We start from the raw sequence: 17,963 nt of genomic DNA on the forward strand, positions 1-17,963 counted from the left end.
TACTTTTACATTTCTAACAAAAGTTTTGAAGATATGATTGCTCAAACTATATTTCTTGGTATGCTAGGTCCTTGGCAGATCGTTTTGATTGTCTTGGCGGTTGTTCTACTGTTTGGAGGTAAAAAAATACCTGAGCTCATGAGAGGACTTGGAAGCGGGATCAAAGAATTCAAGGACGCTACCAAAGAGGATGAAAAACTGGAAAGCGGAGGTAAGGAATCCAAATCCTAACAGGTTTTTTATGGCCTGAAAAGTACTGTGGCACAAAAGGTTTTCGACCAACGACCACATTTTTTAAGCTTTCAACGCCATAAATCCATTCTTTCACAACAAAAAATTATTGCCCCACTTACCATATTATATTTTAGCGGTTCAAACTAAACTGTTAAGCCACCTATGCTTAACCTCCAAGTGTACCCCGATGGTACATTTGTGCAGATGACGTGGTAATGAATAGACTGATCTTGCTTGTTGTTTTCGTGTGCTCTTTTGGTATAAATGCCCAAGAGCTGGCCCTATCCGATTATGCGGACGGGACCCCTACCATTGGCACTGACAGATCCAACAGTACCCTGTCCGATGAATACGTTGCCCAACTTGATGGGCTTAGTGAAAAAAACCTCGCCAAACAACTCAGAAAAAAAGGCGCCGCAGAAAAACTCATCGAAAAAGGGGATGAGTATTTCGATAAAATGTGGTACGCCGAAGCTGCAAGGGTGTTTGATCTGGTACTCGAAAAAACGGAAGCCGAGCACACACCGTCCTTGCTGACCAAAGCTGGAGACTCCCATTATTACAGTGGCAACCTGGAAAAGTCCTATACGTGGTACAATGAACTGTACCAAAGGTACCAAGACGACATGCGGGAAGACACCTTCTATAAGTTTACACAGACCTTGAAAGGAACAGGGAAATATCGCAGAGCTGCAGCTTTGACGAAACTCCTGAGACAAAAAAGGGATGAACCCTTGAAGGAATTGAAAAAATTGAACGTGCCGACTTGGAAAGGTGCCGTGAACGTGAAAATCAAAAACTTGGTGATCAACTCCCAATATTCCGATTTTTCCCCCATGTTCCATGGTTCTGATATCGTATACGCCTCTGCAAAGGATTCTTCTATTTTCACCACAAGGAAATATAAATGGACCAACCAGCCTTTTCTAGATCTTTATGTATCCAAACGAAAGAACGACGAAGGTGACCTTTACGGGTCCCGTAAATTCTCCAAAAACATAAACACAAAATATCATGAGGCTTCATTGGCCTTTTCCCCAGATCAGAAAACCATCTATTTTACAAGGAACAATTATGGTAAACGATTGAAAAGGGGGAAAAATGGAATCAATCACTTAAAAATATACCGTTCGCAATATGTTGATGGCGATTGGACCAAAGCTGTGGAACTTCCATTCAATAGTGAAAACTTCTCCACGGGCCACCCGACCATCAGTAAGGACGGCTCAAAAATGTATTTTGTGTCGGATAGGCCAGGAGGCTTTGGACAAACGGACATTTATGTGGTCGATATCCTTGAAAACGGAACCTTCTCCGAGCCTAAAAACCTTGGGCGCACGGTGAACACCGATGCAAAGGAAATGTTCCCTTACGTAACGGAAAACGCCCTCTATTTTTCTTCGGACCGGGCCATGGGTTTTGGAGGTCTTGATATCTACAAATCCGAAGGGTCCGATGAAATGTTCAGCGTGGGCATAAATTTGGGAAGTCCGATAAATAGCAATCGGGACGATTTCTCCTATATCATTGATCAGGAAGGAACCAAAGGCTATTTCGCATCTAACCGAAAAGGAGGCAAGGGAGATGACGACATCTACTCTTTTGCTTACACGCTCAACCAAAACGAGATAACCGGAACTGTACAGCAGGCTACTACCGGAGAACCTATTGAAGAGGCTAAATTGACGTTGCTGGACAAACATGGTTCTATTGTCAACGAAGCTTTAGCGAATACCGAGGGTAAATACAGTTTTAGGTATTTAGACCCAACCAGCGATTATTCCGTACTGGCGCAAAAAGAGGGTTTTGAAAAAGACAGTCTTGCCGTGACAACAAAGGAGAATGAAAAAATTGAAGTGTCCCAATATTTGAGGGAACATAGAAACACGGAGTCTGAAGAAGAAGTTTTTGAGCCCAACAATGTTTACTTTGATTTCGACAGTTTTGAGATTACCCAAGGTTCTGCAGAAGAACTGGACAAACTAGTTTCTGTATTGAACAAAAACAAAGAGCTTACCTTAAAAATAGAATCTCATACCGATGCCATCGGACCCAATGCCTACAATAAATACCTTTCCGATAGGCGGGCAAAATCTACAAGGGACTACATTATTTCAAAAGGTGTGGACCCATCCAGGATAATCAGTGCAGTAGGGTATGGGGAAGAACGATTGTTGAACGATTGTGCCAATGGTACACCATGCGCACCCGAACAGCATCGCTTAAATAGGCGCTCTGAATTTTACATTATTCAGGATTAATCAACCTTTTACCGGTTCCAATATGTCTGTAAACCACCTTTTTGAGTGGTTTTTTGCATTTCATCGATCTTTACGTCCGTCCATCAACCTAGGGCAACATTCCGTTTATCGATCAAACAAATGGCTTTGCGGATATTTTGCCTTGGACCAATTCCTTTGCCTTGATTTTGATACCGTTGGTCTGTTTGTTTTCCTTTAGATGACATAAAACCAAAACTTTGACCCGTATTAAACCTTAAATCACACTAATGAAGAGATTATTACTTATAAAGGAAATTTACATTGAAGGATTCCGAAACCTGGGACACATTATAGTAGAAAAGTATTTTAAAATATTTGCCTGGTTCAGCTTTATCATGTTCTTTATTGTGCTCTATGCCTTTGTTTACAGGATTGCTACAGGTTTTGCTTTTGATTAAAAAGATAAAGTCCATAAACAGAAATGCCCGGATGATTTCCGGGCATTTCTGTTTTATATGGGTATTTAAAGAGCTACATTTTTAATCGCTCACATTTGATGTGGCCGAGAAATCGATGGTTTTAAGGATGGCCTCCAACTCGAACATATAATCTCTTTTTGCTTCCGAAGGGGCAAAAGTAAAGCCTTCAACGATCATTTTCCTGTTGTTCTCCTTATCGTTGATGATATAGGTTAAAAATGGCCCCGCCATAGGGTATCCATGTATTTCCCAGACACCTTTTACTTCAGCGGCCTTTTTTCCTCCGATCTCCGCAGGGAATACATAAGGTGCAAATGCCTTTTCCGTGATCATATAAGTGTTCTCATAAGGACCCGGAATATATTTCTGTCCAATGGAGTCGCGCATTCGAACAATATCTTGTACAAAGGTGGAGTCATTGCTAAAATAGTCCCAAGGCATTTCATAAGCGATAATGTTCATGGTTCCTTTTGGAATCTGAATGTCCATCCAAACAAACTTGTCCTCTCTTCTTCCGACCTTATAAAGGGACGGAACGTTGAGATGTATGCCAAACTCTTCCTCCAAAGCCTTATCCTTGCTAAGCGATCGTTCAAATCGTTTTTGGGCCTCGGCAATCTCATTGGCCTTGAACTCTTTTATGGCCCGATTGGCCAAAGAATCCAGGTTTTTGATCATAACCTCATCCGTAGGGCCGGTAACTACTGCGACCTTTTGAGGTTTTGAATAGGCATCGTCACGGATATGTGCCAAAGAAGCGGAATCCTTTTCCACATAAAGAATGGATCTGGAATGTGTTGTTGTTCCCTTAAAAACCTTGGGAGGCACTTGGGTAAGGGTGAATTTGGGCTCTATTTGGGGCAACCCAACGATTTGGGCGGCAAATTCGTCCCTTATTTTTTCGCCTACCGGACCCCTCCATAGTTCGGTGTCCATTACAACCATCAGCGAGTTGATACCCCCCGTAGAGGGCGGTAGAAATCTTTCGTTTGAGCCTGAATCCTTACACGCTCCCAAAGCCAACATAATGCTGGCCATCAATAGTGTTCCTAATTTTTTCATCTTGAGTTAAATTTACGAAGAACAATCACACAATTTAAGTTTTGTGCCCGGTTTTAGATTATTACCACTAATACCGTTCCATTCTCGTAAGTTTTCAATGGAAACGCCGGGATATTGTTTGGAAATGGTCCAAAGTGAATCGCCAGACCTTACCGTATGAATCTTGGAAGAACCCGCAACTGTGGTCCCGGAGGATTTTGTGTTGGCGCTTTTGGCAGTGTTCTTCGCGATATAGGGCTTTCGGGGAAAAATAGTCAATCGTTGACCAATTCGTAGGTTGTTGCTTCGCAATCCGTTCCATCTTTTGATCTGGCTCACTCCCACACCATAACGTTCCGCTATCTTGCCCAAATAATCACCGCTCTTGACCCGATAACGAATCTGGTCCTGGGCGGTCACCATATTCGGCAAGGGCTTTTCCAGAGAATCGAGCTCCTTCTTTACATAGGCATAGATTTCCTCTTCGTTGGAAACAAATTTTCCAATTTTGGAAACAGGCAACCTTAACGCATAATCCTTACCTTCAACTTTTGGAATAATGTTCAATTTATAGGCCGGGTTGAGCATTTCGAGCTCCTCCTTGCCAATGTCGACCAATTTGGAAATTTGGTCAAAGGTGATCAGGTTTTTTACATGAACGGTGTCCGTTTCAAAGTATGGTCGATCGGCTTTTTTATACTGTAGACCGTGTTCTTCTGCATATTCAAAAATATACATGGTTGCCAAAAATGCCGGCAGATAGCCCGCAGTTTCACGTGGAAGAAATGGCCGTATGTTCCAATAGTTTTCATATCCGCCCGAGCGACGTATGGCCTTGTTCACGTTTCCCGGGCCGGAATTATATGCCGCCAGGGCCAAGTCCCAATCCCCGAAAATATCGTAAAGTCTTGAAAGGTATTTACTGGCCGCCTTGGTAGCCATAATGGGATCGTGCCTCTCGTCCACATAGCTGCTCACATCCAGTCCGTACATTTTGCCCGTACTGTACATAAATTGCCAAAGTCCTTTGGCCCCTACCCTGGATCTTGCCTTGGGGTTCAATGCGGATTCCACAATGGCCAAATATTTGATTTCCAAAGGAATATTTTGGTTGTCCAACTCTTGCTCGAACAATGGAAAGTAGAATTGGCTGGCCGTCATCATACGCTGCATCAAATCCCTCCTTCTGGTCAAAAAAGACTTGATCACGCTCTCCAATGATGAATTATAGGTAATGTTGAACGGGGTCTTTTCATCCATTCGTGCCAAGCGGGCCTTCAGGGTATCCGTTGGCAGATCTACAGTAAAGATAGAGTCTTGTCCTGGCCCATTCTGAATCTCCAACAGCATATCACTGAACAGGTCCGCATTACTGTACAGTTCCTTCAGCCATAGGCTATCGTAACGCCAGGCCTCTTCCAAGTCCCTCAATTTGAACTTTCCGTTCTCATGGGTTTCCAAGGCCATTAGCTGGCCATCTATTTTGATGTTGGATACCGCAATAGTTGTCTTTTCCCCTTCATTAAGCAAAGTGGAATCTTTCTCCGAAATCGGTGCAGCATCTTCTTGTTGCGCACCTGCATAGGGAGCTGCGGACATTAGGGCCGCGAAAACAGCTATTTTCAATTTTTGGTTCATCTGGACAAGGTTTGATTTTTGGGGCAAACTAAAATGGCTTTTTTTTCTGAAATAGTAAAACCGGGAGACAAAAATCTCCATCTTTTAACGTTTCCCCCAATAACTCATAACGTGATACTTAGTCCAATATTGCGGCGATTCCGGGCAAGGTTTTGCCTTCCAGGCTTTCCAACATGGCTCCGCCTCCGGTCGACACATAACTAACTTTGTCCTCGAATCCGAACTGTTTTACAGCGGCAACGGAATCCCCTCCTCCAACAAGGGAGAATGCTCCACTTTGTGTGGCTTCATCGATATAATTACCTACAGCTATGGTTCCCTTGGCAAAGTTTTCCATTTCAAAAACGCCAACGGGACCGTTCCAAAGAATGGTCTTGGATGCTAAAATTACCTGTTTGAAGATCTCCAAGGTTTTTGGACCTGCGTCCAGACCTTGCCATCCATCAGGTATTTCATTGACATCGACAAACTGGGTATTGGCGCCATTATCAAAATCATCCGCAGCCAATACATCAACCGGCAAGTATACTTTCACGTTTTTTGCCTCGGCCTGCTTAAGGATTTCCAATGCCAATTCCATTTTATCGTCCTCACAGATGGAGTCGCCCACTTTACCGCCTTGGGCCTTGATAAACGTGTAGGTCATCCCGCCACCAATGATGAGGTTGTCGACTTTGTCCAATATGTTCTCTATGATGGTGATTTTGGAAGATACCTTGGCTCCACCCAAAATAGCGGTTACAGGTTTTTCCCCTGTTTCCATCACCTTGTCAATGGCTTTTATCTCTTTTGCCAACAAATACCCAAAACATTTGTTTTCTGGGAAAAACTTGGCCACAATGGTTGTTGATGCATGCGCCCTGTGTGCCGTGCCAAAGGCGTCGTTAACATAAATGTCACCCAATTTGGACAATTGTTCTGCAAAGGACTCGTCACCTGCCTCTTCCTCTGAATGAAAACGAAGGTTCTCCAACAAAAGCACTTCACCACTTTGCAACCCGGCAACAGCCCCTTCTGCCTTTGGGCCGGTACAATCCTCTACAAACTTCACCTGAACCCCGATGATCTCGGATACGGTTTCGGCAATATGTGAAAGGGACATGTCTGGATTGGCCTTGCCTTTTGGTCTGCCCAAATGGCTCATCAAAACAGCTGAACCGCCATCTTCCAAAACCTTTAGAATGGTTGGTTTTGCGGCATCGATCCTACTGGTGTCCGTAACATTGAAATTACCATCCAATGGTACGTTGAAATCAACTCTGATCAATGCTTTCTTTCCTTCGAAATTAAAATCGTCTATCGTCTTCATGTGGTGTGTTCTTTTTTGAGAATTTCAAATGTAAAGATTTCCTGCTTTTTCCGTAGCGGGAAGCGCCCATTATTTGAAAGTTTCACGCTTTTTAACCTTTTGGGTTTGATATGTTAAACCTACTGGTTATGGATCAAGGTTGCCATGGCAGACTTCAACTCTTAAAAATGTATCTTTGGAACATGCTTTTTAAAAATGTTTTAGGTCTAGAGCACATTAAAAACCATTTGGTGACCACCGCTGAAACCGGGCGGGTGGCCCACGCACAATTGTTCGTTGGTCCCGAGGGCTCCGGAGTGCTGCCCATGGCGATTGCCTATGCACAGTATTTGCTCTGCAGCAATACTGGTGGAGAAAATGATGGTGACAATATTGTCTGCAATACCAAGTGTAATTCGTTGACGCATCCCGACCTTCACTTTGCCTTTCCTGTTTCCAACTCGGACAAGGTAAAGTCACATGCGGTGAGCGATCATTTTTTGGAAGAGTGGCGACAGTTTGTCAAAGAACAGCCCTATGGGAACCTGTTCGATTGGTACCGACATATCGGCATTGAAAAAAAGCAGGGCCAGATCGGTGTGGATGAAGCCCAGGACATGGTAAAAAAGCTCTCCTTGAAATCTTACGAGGGCGGATATAAGGTGCTCATTGTTTGGATGGCCGAAAAAATGAACATTTCCGCCGCCAATAAACTACTAAAACTGATTGAGGAACCGCCGAATAAAACAATACTGCTTCTTTTGGCAGAAGATGAGGAACAGATTATCAATACGATTCGTTCCAGGTGCCAAATTTTAAACTTTCCTCCATTGGCGGAACAGGTAATCACGGATGAACTTTTGGTCAGGGGCGTTTCCCAGACCGAAGCATTGACCATTGCACTTGAGGCAAATGGAAATTTTAACAAGGCCTTGGATCTGTTGAACAAGGACTCGGAAGATTTGGTTTTTGAACGTTGGTTTGTTCAATGGGTGCGCAGTGCCTTTAAGGCAAAGGGCAATAAGGGTGCCATACAAGAATTGATTTTGTGGAGCGAAGAGGTTGCCAAAACAGGTCGTGAAGTACAAAAAAAGTTTTTAAACTATTGCCTTACCATGATGCGGCAAGCGCTTTTGCTCAATTATAAAGCAAATGAGCTAGTCTATGCCAAGGTGCATATGGAAGGTTTTGACCTGAACAAATTTGCCCCTTTTGTACATGAGAACAATATTTTGGATATTGTACAGGAGTTGGAGCAGGCCATTTTTCACGTGGAACGTAACGGAAATTCCAAATTGATATTTACCGACCTCTCCATCAAGCTCACCAGGCTCTTGCATGCCAAGGCCGCTTAACTTAAATACCGACCATGAACAATTTATTCGCGAATGCCACGGAAATTCTATTGTTGGCGTTTTTGACCATTACTTTTTTACAGAGTGGAATAGATAAAATTTTGGATTGGAAGGGCAACCTTGATTGGTTGACCGGCCATTTTTCAAAATCGATCTTCAAAGGTGTGGTCCCATTTCTACTTGGGACAATCCTTGTACTGGAAATGCTATCGGGAATACTCAGTGGGGTAGGAATTTTTCAGTTTGCCATAGATGGCGATAGCGTATATGGATTATACGGAGCAGTTCTTTCTGCCATAACTTTGTTGATGCTGTTGTTAGGTCAACGCGTTGCCAAAGACTATGTAGGTGCACAAACGATTGTCGTGTACTTGATACCCACCATTATTTTGGTGTATTTGCTTCAGTAAAAAAGTATTGGCCATGATTCTTGAGCCCGTTCATATACCAGAGCTTACTGGTAAAACCAAAAGTGCTTACGAGCAGTTCCAACGATTGATCATTGAAATCAAAAAAAAGAAACTGCCCGAAAAAATTACGTTGGCCATCAATAAACATATTAGCCACCTTAATTCTCTAGCCGATACCGGAAAATCATTTCGCCCTCAAATAGTTAAAGTACAATCAAAAATTGTTGGGCTCCTTGCCCAGAAACTGAAAATCGTACCCAAAAACTACTTCAAAAAAACCTGGTTTGTTTTAGGTATGACGGTTTTTGGCCTTCCCATTGGTGCTGCTTTGGGTGTTAGTCTAGGAAATATGGCATTTTTGGGCATCGGACTCCCTGTTGGAATGTCCATAGGCCTTGCCATGGGGTCAAATATGGACAAAAGAGCAAAAGAACAAGGCAGACAACTCGATATTGAACTTTAAACAAAATCCATGTTCGGAAAAAATACAACCGCCCCTTTAATCGTGATCTTAATTAGTTTAGTGCTATTTGTGCTCAATATTATGGAGTTGAAAAATGGCAACAGCTCCATTTGGGGCATGATATCCAATGTGCTGTTGATCTTTGCCATGGTCATGGTGATTTTGGACAGAAAGAAAAAATCCAAAGAATAATTTCTACGCATACAACCATGAACAAAGAATTTAAAGAAAAGAACGGGGCTCCTATGGATTCCTTTTTGAATGCACAATCGGAATTGAGAAAAGGCTATGCAGATGGCTCGCTGGGAGTTTTAGCTTCAGGAACCGTTTGGATGGTCGCCGCCTCGGCAGCTTTTTTGATTTCTTCTAAGTCAGCTATTTGGACCCTTTTTTTTGGTGGCATGCTCATTTATCCTTTAGGATTGATAATGGCCAAACTGATGGGCATCCGCGGTAGTCATTCCAATCAAAATCCTTTGGGCAAATTGGTTATGGAGGGAACCATTTTTATGTTGATGTGTATTCCTTTGGCCCTGCTCCTCTCCTTGCAGAACCACGCTTGGTTCTTCCAGGGCATGTTATTGATCATTGGTGGAAGATATTTAACGTTCGCGACCTTATATGGTATCAAAACGTATTGGATTTTAGGCGGATTGTTGGGAGTTTCGGCCTTTGCCCTGTTTTTCTTGGAGACTTCTCCTGCGATTTCTGCGCTATCCGGCTCTATCCTCGAGATAGGTTTTGGTATATTTATGTTTACCTCCTACAAAAGAAAACAACGATAATAAAAAAAGCCCGCTACTTTGAGCGGGCTTTTTTATTCTAATTGGATGCATCGAGATTAATTCTCGTATTTATCGTTTAAAATCTTTAAGATTTCGTTGGTCACATCTTTTGCATCATCACCATAAATTACGGAACCACCTTCTCCTCCACCCAGGATATAGGTGTAACCATTGGCTTTTCCATAGGCTCTGATCTCTTTTTTAACAGTCCTTACCAAGGTATCCATTTCCGCTTGGCTCTTTTGTTGTAGCTGCTGCTCTTCTTGTTGCAGTTGTTGTCCGATCTGTTGGCCCCGTTGTTGTAACAATGAATATTCTTCTTGTGCGCTTTTTTGGGACATGCTCTGCGCCTTGCTCTGGAATTGTTGCAGTTCCATTTGGAATGCTTGGGAAATACTGTCCCTTTTTCTGGTCATGGTCTGTGCTTTGGTCTGGAATCTGGCATCTACATCAATTTTTGCCTGATAGTCGTCCATGATCTTTACACTATCGACATATCCAATTTTGTTTTGCTGACACGCCACAGCTGTAATCGCTATAACGAGTACTACTAATTTTTTCATCTTTTACTTTTTATAGATGGGCAAAAATAGAAAAGCTTTTCTAAAGGAGGTCATTAAGTTTTTGTAAGGTCAAAATTGCCTGTTTTGGCACTATAAGGGATATCAATAGCAAAACACCAAAACAATTGGCGCCGTTTATTTTGTTGGCGTTCAGAAACGGGCCAATTTAAGCGGATAATTTATCTTTAATGGAATGGTGTGGGCGAAGAGCCTTTTGTGCGGTAGAGGTCTTAAAAACGGCTTATTTCGTCTTTTTAAGAATATAGATTAAAGATGAATGCTCTTTTGTGAACAAAGCGCTTAGATTGGACCATAGTCCGATAAAAAAGGCTTTGACCAAGTACAATTTTGATCCCTTGTATTTTTCAGAGAGCAAGGAAACATAAAAAGCGTCGAACCACATTGGTTTAATTTGTACCACCTCCATTTGATGCGGCGAAAAAAGTTTTGCAATCGATGTTTTTGAAAAATGCCAAAGGTGTCTTGGAACATCAAAAGCTGCCCAATGGGATTTATAATATTTGGCATCGTAAGATTTATAGTTGGGAACTGCTAAGACCAAAATTCCATCCTCTTCCAAAAGGTTGACCAAAGTTGTTATTTGTTCATCAAGATTTGGAAGATGTTCCAAAACGTGCCACAGGGTAATGGCCTGGAATTTTTGCTCGGACACACCTTGTAGGTTTGGTAAAAGACCAATGCCCTTTTCTTGAGCAAGCTTTCTTGCTTTGTCGTTTGGCTCTACTCCTGTTACTTGAAATCCAAAATCTTGGGCCGTAATTAAGAAATCGCCGGTACCAGCCCCTAAATCCAATAAATTTTTTCTTTCATTTATCTGATTATCAACTATTTGAATCTTATTTCTCAGATTTTTTAGCTTAACAAGTTGATATAACCTGTCTGTAAATGAGGACTTTGAGTCGGTATGGGAAATATAGTCCTCACTTTCATAATAAGATTCCAGGTTTTTGGGTTGAGGCTTGGTCACCAACATATCCAATGTTTCATCCCAAAATAATTCGAACTGTTCCCCGGATACGGAAAAGTCTTTAGTTTTTAAAAACAACTTCATTATAATTATCTGTTGCCAAATATTCGTTTTTCAATTCCCGAAGATAGGATAAAACCATTTCTCTTGAAACTGAATTCTCAGACAAGCAATCTTTGTCTATGTCATTAAAAACCTCGATGGCTATATACCAATTTCCTATTCGGGAAGAATATGCCTCTTCCAAAATTGGATCCATGTCCGCAGATTTGTTTAAAGCAACATCCAAAACCATAGGAATTAAATTAATGGTCTTAGTTGGAATCTCCACTTCATAAAATGAAAAATAAAAAAATTCATCCTCTACCGTAAAAGGAACTTGTACATCCACATAATAATCGTTAAGCTGAAATTTTGTGTTGATGTACTCATAAAACTCATTCGCCTCTTTAGGGTCTTCAAAAACAAAAACACTCTTTTTTGGGAGTCCCTTTTTAAAACGTTTTCCTTGGGTCAATTTATAATCCTTGATAGTCGGTGCTATTCGTAAAGGAATACATGAACCCAAAAAGATGGCCATAAAAAGGATTGGCAAAATTTGTTTCATCTGGCTTAGTGTTATGCCAACTATGAAATCAAAAACTAAGCCATTAATCGCTAGACAGGTAACAAAAATAATGTTCCACGTGGAACAAGTAATAAGATTATCTACCTAAATACACTAAAAGAACGCTGATGTCGGCAGGAGAAACACCACTAATTCGAGATGCTTGGGATATGGTAACCGGCTGAATGGACTCCAACTTCTCCCGCGCTTCATAGGACAGCGATTTTAGTTTAGAATAATCAAAATTATCCGGAATACGGACATTCTCTAAACGCTGAAGTTTATCCGCATTCGTCTTTTCCTTTTCTATATAACCGGAATATTTAACCTGTATCTCTGCCTGCTCCAACACCTCAGTATCCAAATCATTTTCCTTTACAAACTCTGAAACAGATTCTAATTGAAGCATGTGGTCCATTGTAACTTTTGGCCTAGAAAACACTTTGAACAGTTTGTCGGATTGCTTTACCAATGATGAATCCAAAGACTCCAAAATAGGATTGATTTCGTCCGTAGTGAAGCTGGTCTTTTTAAAGAAATCTACAAAATTATCGGACTTGCTCATCTTCTCCTCCATCCGTTTTAAACGTTCCTCCTTTGCTAAACCAATTTCATATCCTTTTGGTGTCAGGCGTAAGTCTGCATTATCCTGGCGCAATAATGTCCGGTATTCAGCTCGCGAGGTAAACATACGGTACGGCTCTTCTGTTCCTTTTGTGATCAGATCATCCACCAAAACCCCAATATAGGCCTCATCCCTTTTTAGTATAAAAGGTTCTTTACCGTTTATTTTTAAGTGTGCATTAATACCTGCCATTAAACCTTGAGAGGCCGCTTCTTCATATCCGGTTGTTCCGTTAATTTGCCCGGCAAAATATAAGTTGCTAACCAATTTGGTCTCTAAAGTATGTTTCAACTGTGTGGGTGGAAAATAGTCATACTCGATTGCATAACCAGGTCTAAAGAATTTAACGTGCTCAAATCCCTTTACAGATTTTAAAGCTTTGTATTGGACATCCTCTGGCAATGAAGTTGAAAAGCCATTTACATAAACCTCAACCGTGTTCCAACCTTCCGGCTCCACAAATATTTGGTGCGAATCTTTATCTGCAAATCGGTTGATTTTATCTTCGATGGAAGGACAATATCTTGGGCCCAAACTTTGAATTCTACCATTGAACATTGGCGAACGATCAAAACCTTCCCGTAAAAGATCATGTACCAATTTACTGGTATGTGTCATATGACAATCACGTTGAGTTTGAAGAACCGGTGTATTTAGATAGGAAAACTTTTCAGGCTTTTCATCACCAGGTTGAGGAATCATTACGGAATAATCCAACGACCTTCCATCCACTCGTGGAGGTGTCCCTGTTTTCATTCTACCACTATCAAACCCTAAGTCCACAAGTTGTTCTGTGATACCTGTAGCGGCCTTTTCACCAGCTCTACCACCACCCAGTTGTTTTTCTCCAATATGGATGAGGCCATTCAAAAAAGTACCATTAGTAAGCACGACTGCTTTGGCCCTAATTTCCAAACCTAGACTTGTTTTCACACCAACAACCTTATCTCCTTCTATCAACAAACCGTTGACCATCTCTTGATAAAAGTCTGCATTCGGAGTATTCTCCAATGCCATTCTCCATTCCTCAGCAAAACGCATACGGTCGTTCTGTGCCCGGGGACTCCACATGGCTGGACCTTTGGATTTGTTCAGCATTTTAAATTGAATGGCGGACTTGTCGGTAACGATACCACTGTAACCTCCGAGAGCATCGATTTCACGTACGATCTGTCCCTTTGCAATTCCACCCATAGCAGGATTACAGGACATTTGTCCAATCGTTTGAAGGTTCATTGTGACCAACAAAGTGCTGGAGCCCATATTTGCAGCAGCGGCAGTTGCTTCCGCACCAGCGTGTCCTCCTCCTACTACTATTACATCATATTCCTTTTCAAACATAACTATGGTTCCACGTGGAACATTTTAATCTTTTCATCTTCCTTTATACGCATCTGCTTAGATTCCATCTCACCCTTATCACCATATCCAGCAAGGTGTAAAACCCCATGGCTCATTACCCTGCGAAGTTCTTCGAACACATCAACTTTAAACTCCTCGGCGTTCTCTTTTACCCGGTCTGTTGAAATAAAAATATCTCCAGATATGGTTTTACCTTCCGTATAATCAAAGGTGATAATATCCGTAAAGGTGTCGTGATTTAAATACTCTTGGTTGAGTTCCAACAAGTATTCGTCGGTACAAAAAATGTAATCAATCTGTCCTACCATAAATCCTTCGGAAAGAATAACCCTATTTATCCAATCGGTATACTCGGATTTGTTGTCAATCAGCAAGTCACTTTTAAAATGAAACTCAATCATTATCGAAATAAACCTTTACCTTTTTTTCAAAATTTTGCCGCAAAGGTAATGCTTGTCTATTTAATATTTCAATGCTATTCCTGTAATCTTGAAGCAGTTCTGGTTTGGTGGTCACAGGATTTGTATACTGGTTTACATTAGTGTTACTTTCCCGCTCTTTCTTCTCACCCTGCTCCATGGAAGCATTTTCCAATTTCATTAACTGATGTTGAATATTATTGGCCTTGTTTCTGGTACGTTCGGTTATACCATTCTCCAACAAATCGTTCTCAAAATCCTCCATTTGCCGAATTAATTTATTGGCAAGGTTTTTATCCGATTCCTGCATCATGTCTTGCAATTGCCTTTCTAAATTCTCTCGCAAATATTGTTGTTCCTTGTAAATCTCGTATACCTCGTTTAGGTCCATTTCATCCAAACCATTGCCATTGGATTGACCTTGACCTCCATCTTTAGAACCTTGTCCGTTCTTACCGTTTTTCCCTTCCTTTCCATTTTCACCTTTGCCTTGTTTTCCTTGTTGACCTTCTTGTTGACCTCCTTCATTTTCTCCTTTCTCTTGACCCTCTCCACTTGATGGTTTACCTTCTTGACCTGAACCATTCATTTTTTCCTGAATACTTTGCTGTCCTTTAATGATATCTGGGAGTTGAAAATCTTGACCCTCGCCACCACTTCCTTGGCTAGGATTCATATTCTGTTGCATATTGTCCAGGATATTTGCCAGAAAATCGGCAAGCGAATTGGTAGCATTAATTACATACTGCTGATATGAGGCTCCTTGATAAATCTGGTTCTCAGCTATGCTTTCAAGCGACTTATCAATATTGTAATAGACCTCGGTTATTTGTTCATTTACGAATTCCGATAACTCAGCCCTTCGTAAAGAAAGGGCGAACAAACTATCGTCCACATGTTCAAATAATCTCCTTAGGTTTTGTTGATCCTTCACCGTCCTGGAAAATTGGGAAATATCCACATCAGCACTTTGAATATTATCAAAAAGAGTTTCCTGCTTAAAGGAAAAAGTAACAAGGTTGTCCAAAATCTGACGTAACATTTCGGCATCCTCCGCATCGGATTCAGCTCCTCCCGACATAGCACTTGATTTCATAGAGTCACTAATTTCCTTCATCTTTTGCGCGGCTGACTTTTGCTTTTTTGAAGCGTTGGTTTCTCTTTGTTGTTTTTCATTTGATTGAGAGGATTCTTCTAATCCTTGATGTTTGTTTATCTCTTCCAACGCGTTCTCCTGATCTTGTTTTACCGCTTCGGTTTTTCTTTTATCCGCATCAAAATTTAGTGGCTTTTGTAGCTGCTGATTATCCAGCTCTAACGACCTGATTTGCTTTTCCAAACCCTTAAACTCATCATTGAGCTTTTGTTGCTCCTTATCCGAAAAATCTTGACCCAACTTTAACTCCGACAAGATCTCTTGTCGTTTAGCTAAATCATCTAACTCCTTTGCTAATTGCGAGGCCTTTTCTGTTACATAATACCGTTTAGTCAACTCTACAATCTGTTCCAGATTTCGGGTATTCTTTCCTTGGTTCTTACCCAACTCTTCCAAACGCCTCTGTAAATCCTCTTTATCTATCTTATCAGCAATCTTATTAAGCTCCTCCAATAAAGCAGCATTCTTTTTTGCCTCCGCCTCCTGCCGCTCCAATCTTTCCTGAAGCATTTTCTTCATTTCGGTGTCCTCACTATTCTTATCGATACTTTCGTTAAGATCCTTACTAAATTTTTGCATCAATTCCTCTTGCATTTTCTGTTGTTGCAAGAAATTTTTGATTTGACTTTTATCTTCAAAGCTTAGGGAAGATTCTTCACGCTGTAAGTTGTTGATTTCCGATAATCTGTTTTCTTGTTCCTGAAACTTCTTTAAGGACTCGCCCATCTTGTTCAACGTAGAATTCTGAAACTCTAATTGTTTGTTATTCAACTCGTTATCATCATAAAGAGTAGCATTAAATACAGCGCTTTTTGTGACCTTTCCGCCTCTAACTCCATCATTATCAACAACTTCAAAGAATAACTTATACCTTTTACCAACGTCCAAAGTCAATCCTGAAGGAAAAGTATAATAGAACTGATATACGTTTGAATTGGGCCTTTCTAATGTAACTCGTTGAGTATTGCTTACATCATCCAAAGGATAGCAAACCAATCTAATTTCACTTAAACCATGATCGTCCGCTGCCTGACCACTATAATAAGATTCATTTGGATTTAAAGAATCCAATACTTGTTCCACTTGTACCGTAGCCCTGGCATCTTTGATTACATTAAGTCGATAAGCAAGTTTTTCAAAATCCTTTACTCTATTGTTCGATGTGCTCAGTTCATAATTAAAATCGTTGAACAGCCTTTTTGATGTGCTAAAAGTGTCTTTGTTCTTACCTAAAGAGACAGTGGTATCCGTGGACATCATTTTAATGTTGTCTACATGATCACCCCTAATTTTCCATGTGACTTTTGTGCCTTCCGGGACTTCCGCATTACCGGTTCCCGAAATTGTTTCGGACATCAAATTAAGGTACTTTGGGTAATCCAATTGCAAGACAAAATCAACTAAGGTCGGGGTTCTAAAACTGTAGATGTCATAATTTTTGGAATCCCATCCATTTGCAGTTAAATAAAAACTGGTATTCGCAATCGGAGGCTGAAAAGTATACTCATAATGACTCCCCCTATTCTGCATTAAAAGTGCCTCACCATTGATCACTATTTCAACATTATCGGGCCGCACATCACCATAAGTTTTCACCTGAACAGTCAAAGATTCATTGTCCATTACCTGCAAATCTGTATTCAACACCTGGAATGAAAATGGGGCTGGCCGTTCATATGCCAAATCATAGTGCATCACCCTATTATGGGAATTAAAAAAAGAAACGATATCCCCAGCTATCCATATAAAAGCAAATAGCGCAATGGGAATAATTATGTATTTGGCGTATTTATAACTTTCCTTAAAATTGACCGCATCAGCGAATGGAACCTGTCCCAAACTCAATGCCCTTTGCTCAATACTTGCCAATAACAAATCCGATTTTTCGCTATTTTCAGATAGCTCCAAAAGATTGAGTAATTTATCATCAACATTAGGGAAATGTTTGCCTATTAATCTGGATGCAACCTTATTATCAATTCCCCTACGTATTTTAAACAAGTACATCAGTGGTACAAGTACGTAACGATATAACAAGAACAGTTCTACTACAATAAAGAGGATAAACAATATTAACCTCCATGAATTATTGAGCCATAACACGTATTCAAAAGAAGTTATCGCAATCCAAAAGAGAGTTCCCAATGTGAGAAACAAGAAAATACCCTTTATCAATTGCTTCGTATAAAACCGTTTGATAAAGCCCTCCAGTTTGGCCAATATGTCCTGATATGCGCCCAAAAATCACGTATTAGTATTACCAAAATACCTGATCCATTGGAATTGAGGGGAAAAATTTTGTTAAACCTCCATTTATCAGTACTTAGG

At 40.9% G+C, this 17,963-nt stretch carries 17 protein-coding genes; 8 read left to right on the plus strand and 9 right to left on the minus strand.

Annotated features, from left to right (window positions below; all coding sequences use genetic code 11):
* Positions 1-33: 33 nt before the first annotated feature.
* From PY091_RS06630 to PY091_RS06640, 3 genes are all read left to right on the plus strand, one after another.
* Complete coding sequence (locus PY091_RS06630; protein WP_275648923.1) at positions 34-231, plus strand: twin-arginine translocase TatA/TatE family subunit; 198 nt, start codon at positions 34-36, stop codon at positions 229-231.
* 218 nt (positions 232-449) lie between these two features.
* Entirely contained in the window at positions 450-2,495 is a 2,046-nt protein-coding gene (locus PY091_RS06635) for an OmpA family protein (protein WP_275648924.1), read from the plus strand.
* A 248-nt stretch (positions 2,496-2,743) separates the two neighbouring features.
* Positions 2,744-2,914 carry a DUF6747 family protein gene (locus PY091_RS06640; RefSeq protein WP_275648925.1) on the plus strand — a complete coding sequence of 57 codons (171 nt, stop codon included), beginning with the start codon at positions 2,744-2,746 and terminating at the stop codon, positions 2,912-2,914.
* A gap of 81 nt (positions 2,915-2,995) precedes the next feature.
* Here the strand turns inward: PY091_RS06640 and PY091_RS06645 are convergent, their stop codons facing one another.
* From PY091_RS06645 to PY091_RS06655, 3 genes are all read right to left on the minus strand, one after another.
* Positions 2,996-3,997: a DUF4837 family protein gene (locus PY091_RS06645; RefSeq protein ID WP_275648926.1), complete on the minus strand. Its 1,002-nt coding sequence runs from the start codon at positions 3,995-3,997 to the stop codon at positions 2,996-2,998.
* A 12-nt stretch (positions 3,998-4,009) separates the two neighbouring features.
* Entirely contained in the window at positions 4,010-5,614 is a 1,605-nt protein-coding gene (locus tag PY091_RS06650; RefSeq protein WP_275648927.1) for a LysM peptidoglycan-binding domain-containing protein, read from the minus strand.
* 118 nt (positions 5,615-5,732) lie between these two features.
* Complete coding sequence (locus PY091_RS06655) at positions 5,733-6,923, minus strand: phosphoglycerate kinase (protein WP_275648928.1); 1,191 nt, start codon at positions 6,921-6,923, stop codon at positions 5,733-5,735.
* A gap of 182 nt (positions 6,924-7,105) precedes the next feature.
* Here PY091_RS06655 and PY091_RS06660 point away from each other — a divergent pair, with 182 nt between their 5' ends.
* From PY091_RS06660 to PY091_RS06680, 5 genes are read left to right on the plus strand one after another with little or no spacing between them, the layout of a single operon-like run.
* Positions 7,106-8,257: a DNA polymerase III subunit gene (locus tag PY091_RS06660; RefSeq protein ID WP_275649435.1), complete on the plus strand. Its 1,152-nt coding sequence runs from the start codon at positions 7,106-7,108 to the stop codon at positions 8,255-8,257.
* A gap of 14 nt (positions 8,258-8,271) precedes the next feature.
* Positions 8,272-8,667, plus strand: a complete 396-nt coding sequence (locus PY091_RS06665) for a DoxX family protein (protein WP_275648929.1) — start codon at positions 8,272-8,274, stop codon at positions 8,665-8,667.
* A gap of 13 nt (positions 8,668-8,680) precedes the next feature.
* Positions 8,681-9,130, plus strand: coding sequence for a hypothetical protein (locus tag PY091_RS06670; RefSeq protein ID WP_275648930.1), 450 nt, complete (start codon positions 8,681-8,683; stop codon positions 9,128-9,130).
* Positions 9,131-9,139: 9 nt separating this feature from the next.
* Positions 9,140-9,322, plus strand: a complete 183-nt coding sequence (locus tag PY091_RS06675; protein WP_275648931.1) for a hypothetical protein — start codon at positions 9,140-9,142, stop codon at positions 9,320-9,322.
* Positions 9,323-9,339: 17 nt separating this feature from the next.
* Positions 9,340-9,915, plus strand: a complete 576-nt coding sequence (locus PY091_RS06680; protein ID WP_275648932.1) for a DUF7010 family protein — start codon at positions 9,340-9,342, stop codon at positions 9,913-9,915.
* A 56-nt stretch (positions 9,916-9,971) separates the two neighbouring features.
* On the opposite strand, the gene PY091_RS06685 is transcribed toward PY091_RS06680, so the two are convergent.
* The 6 genes from PY091_RS06685 to PY091_RS06710 form a co-directional block, all read right to left on the minus strand.
* Positions 9,972-10,478, minus strand: a complete 507-nt coding sequence (locus PY091_RS06685) for an OmpH/Skp family outer membrane protein (protein WP_275648933.1) — start codon at positions 10,476-10,478, stop codon at positions 9,972-9,974.
* A gap of 241 nt (positions 10,479-10,719) precedes the next feature.
* Positions 10,720-11,550 (minus strand): class I SAM-dependent methyltransferase, encoded by an 831-nt coding sequence (locus PY091_RS06690; RefSeq protein WP_275648934.1) that lies wholly within the window; start codon positions 11,548-11,550, stop codon positions 10,720-10,722.
* Positions 11,528-12,073: a hypothetical protein gene (locus PY091_RS06695; protein ID WP_275648935.1), complete on the minus strand. Its 546-nt coding sequence runs from the start codon at positions 12,071-12,073 to the stop codon at positions 11,528-11,530. Before PY091_RS06695 ends, PY091_RS06690 begins: the two co-directional genes overlap by 23 nt.
* A gap of 97 nt (positions 12,074-12,170) precedes the next feature.
* Entirely contained in the window at positions 12,171-14,039 is a 1,869-nt protein-coding gene (gene mnmG, locus PY091_RS06700) for a tRNA uridine-5-carboxymethylaminomethyl(34) synthesis enzyme MnmG (RefSeq protein WP_275648936.1), read from the minus strand.
* A gap of 2 nt (positions 14,040-14,041) precedes the next feature.
* A complete protein-coding gene (gene ybeY, locus PY091_RS06705; RefSeq protein ID WP_275648937.1) occupies positions 14,042-14,461 on the minus strand; it encodes an rRNA maturation RNase YbeY in 420 nt (139 codons plus the stop codon).
* Complete coding sequence (locus tag PY091_RS06710; RefSeq protein ID WP_275648938.1) at positions 14,454-17,876, minus strand: hypothetical protein; 3,423 nt, start codon at positions 17,874-17,876, stop codon at positions 14,454-14,456. Before PY091_RS06710 ends, ybeY begins: the two co-directional genes overlap by 8 nt.
* Positions 17,877-17,963: the final 87 nt, after the last annotated feature.

The organism is Flagellimonas okinawensis (genome assembly GCF_029194005.1).
GTDB lineage: Bacteria > Bacteroidota > Bacteroidia > Flavobacteriales > Flavobacteriaceae > Flagellimonas > Flagellimonas okinawensis.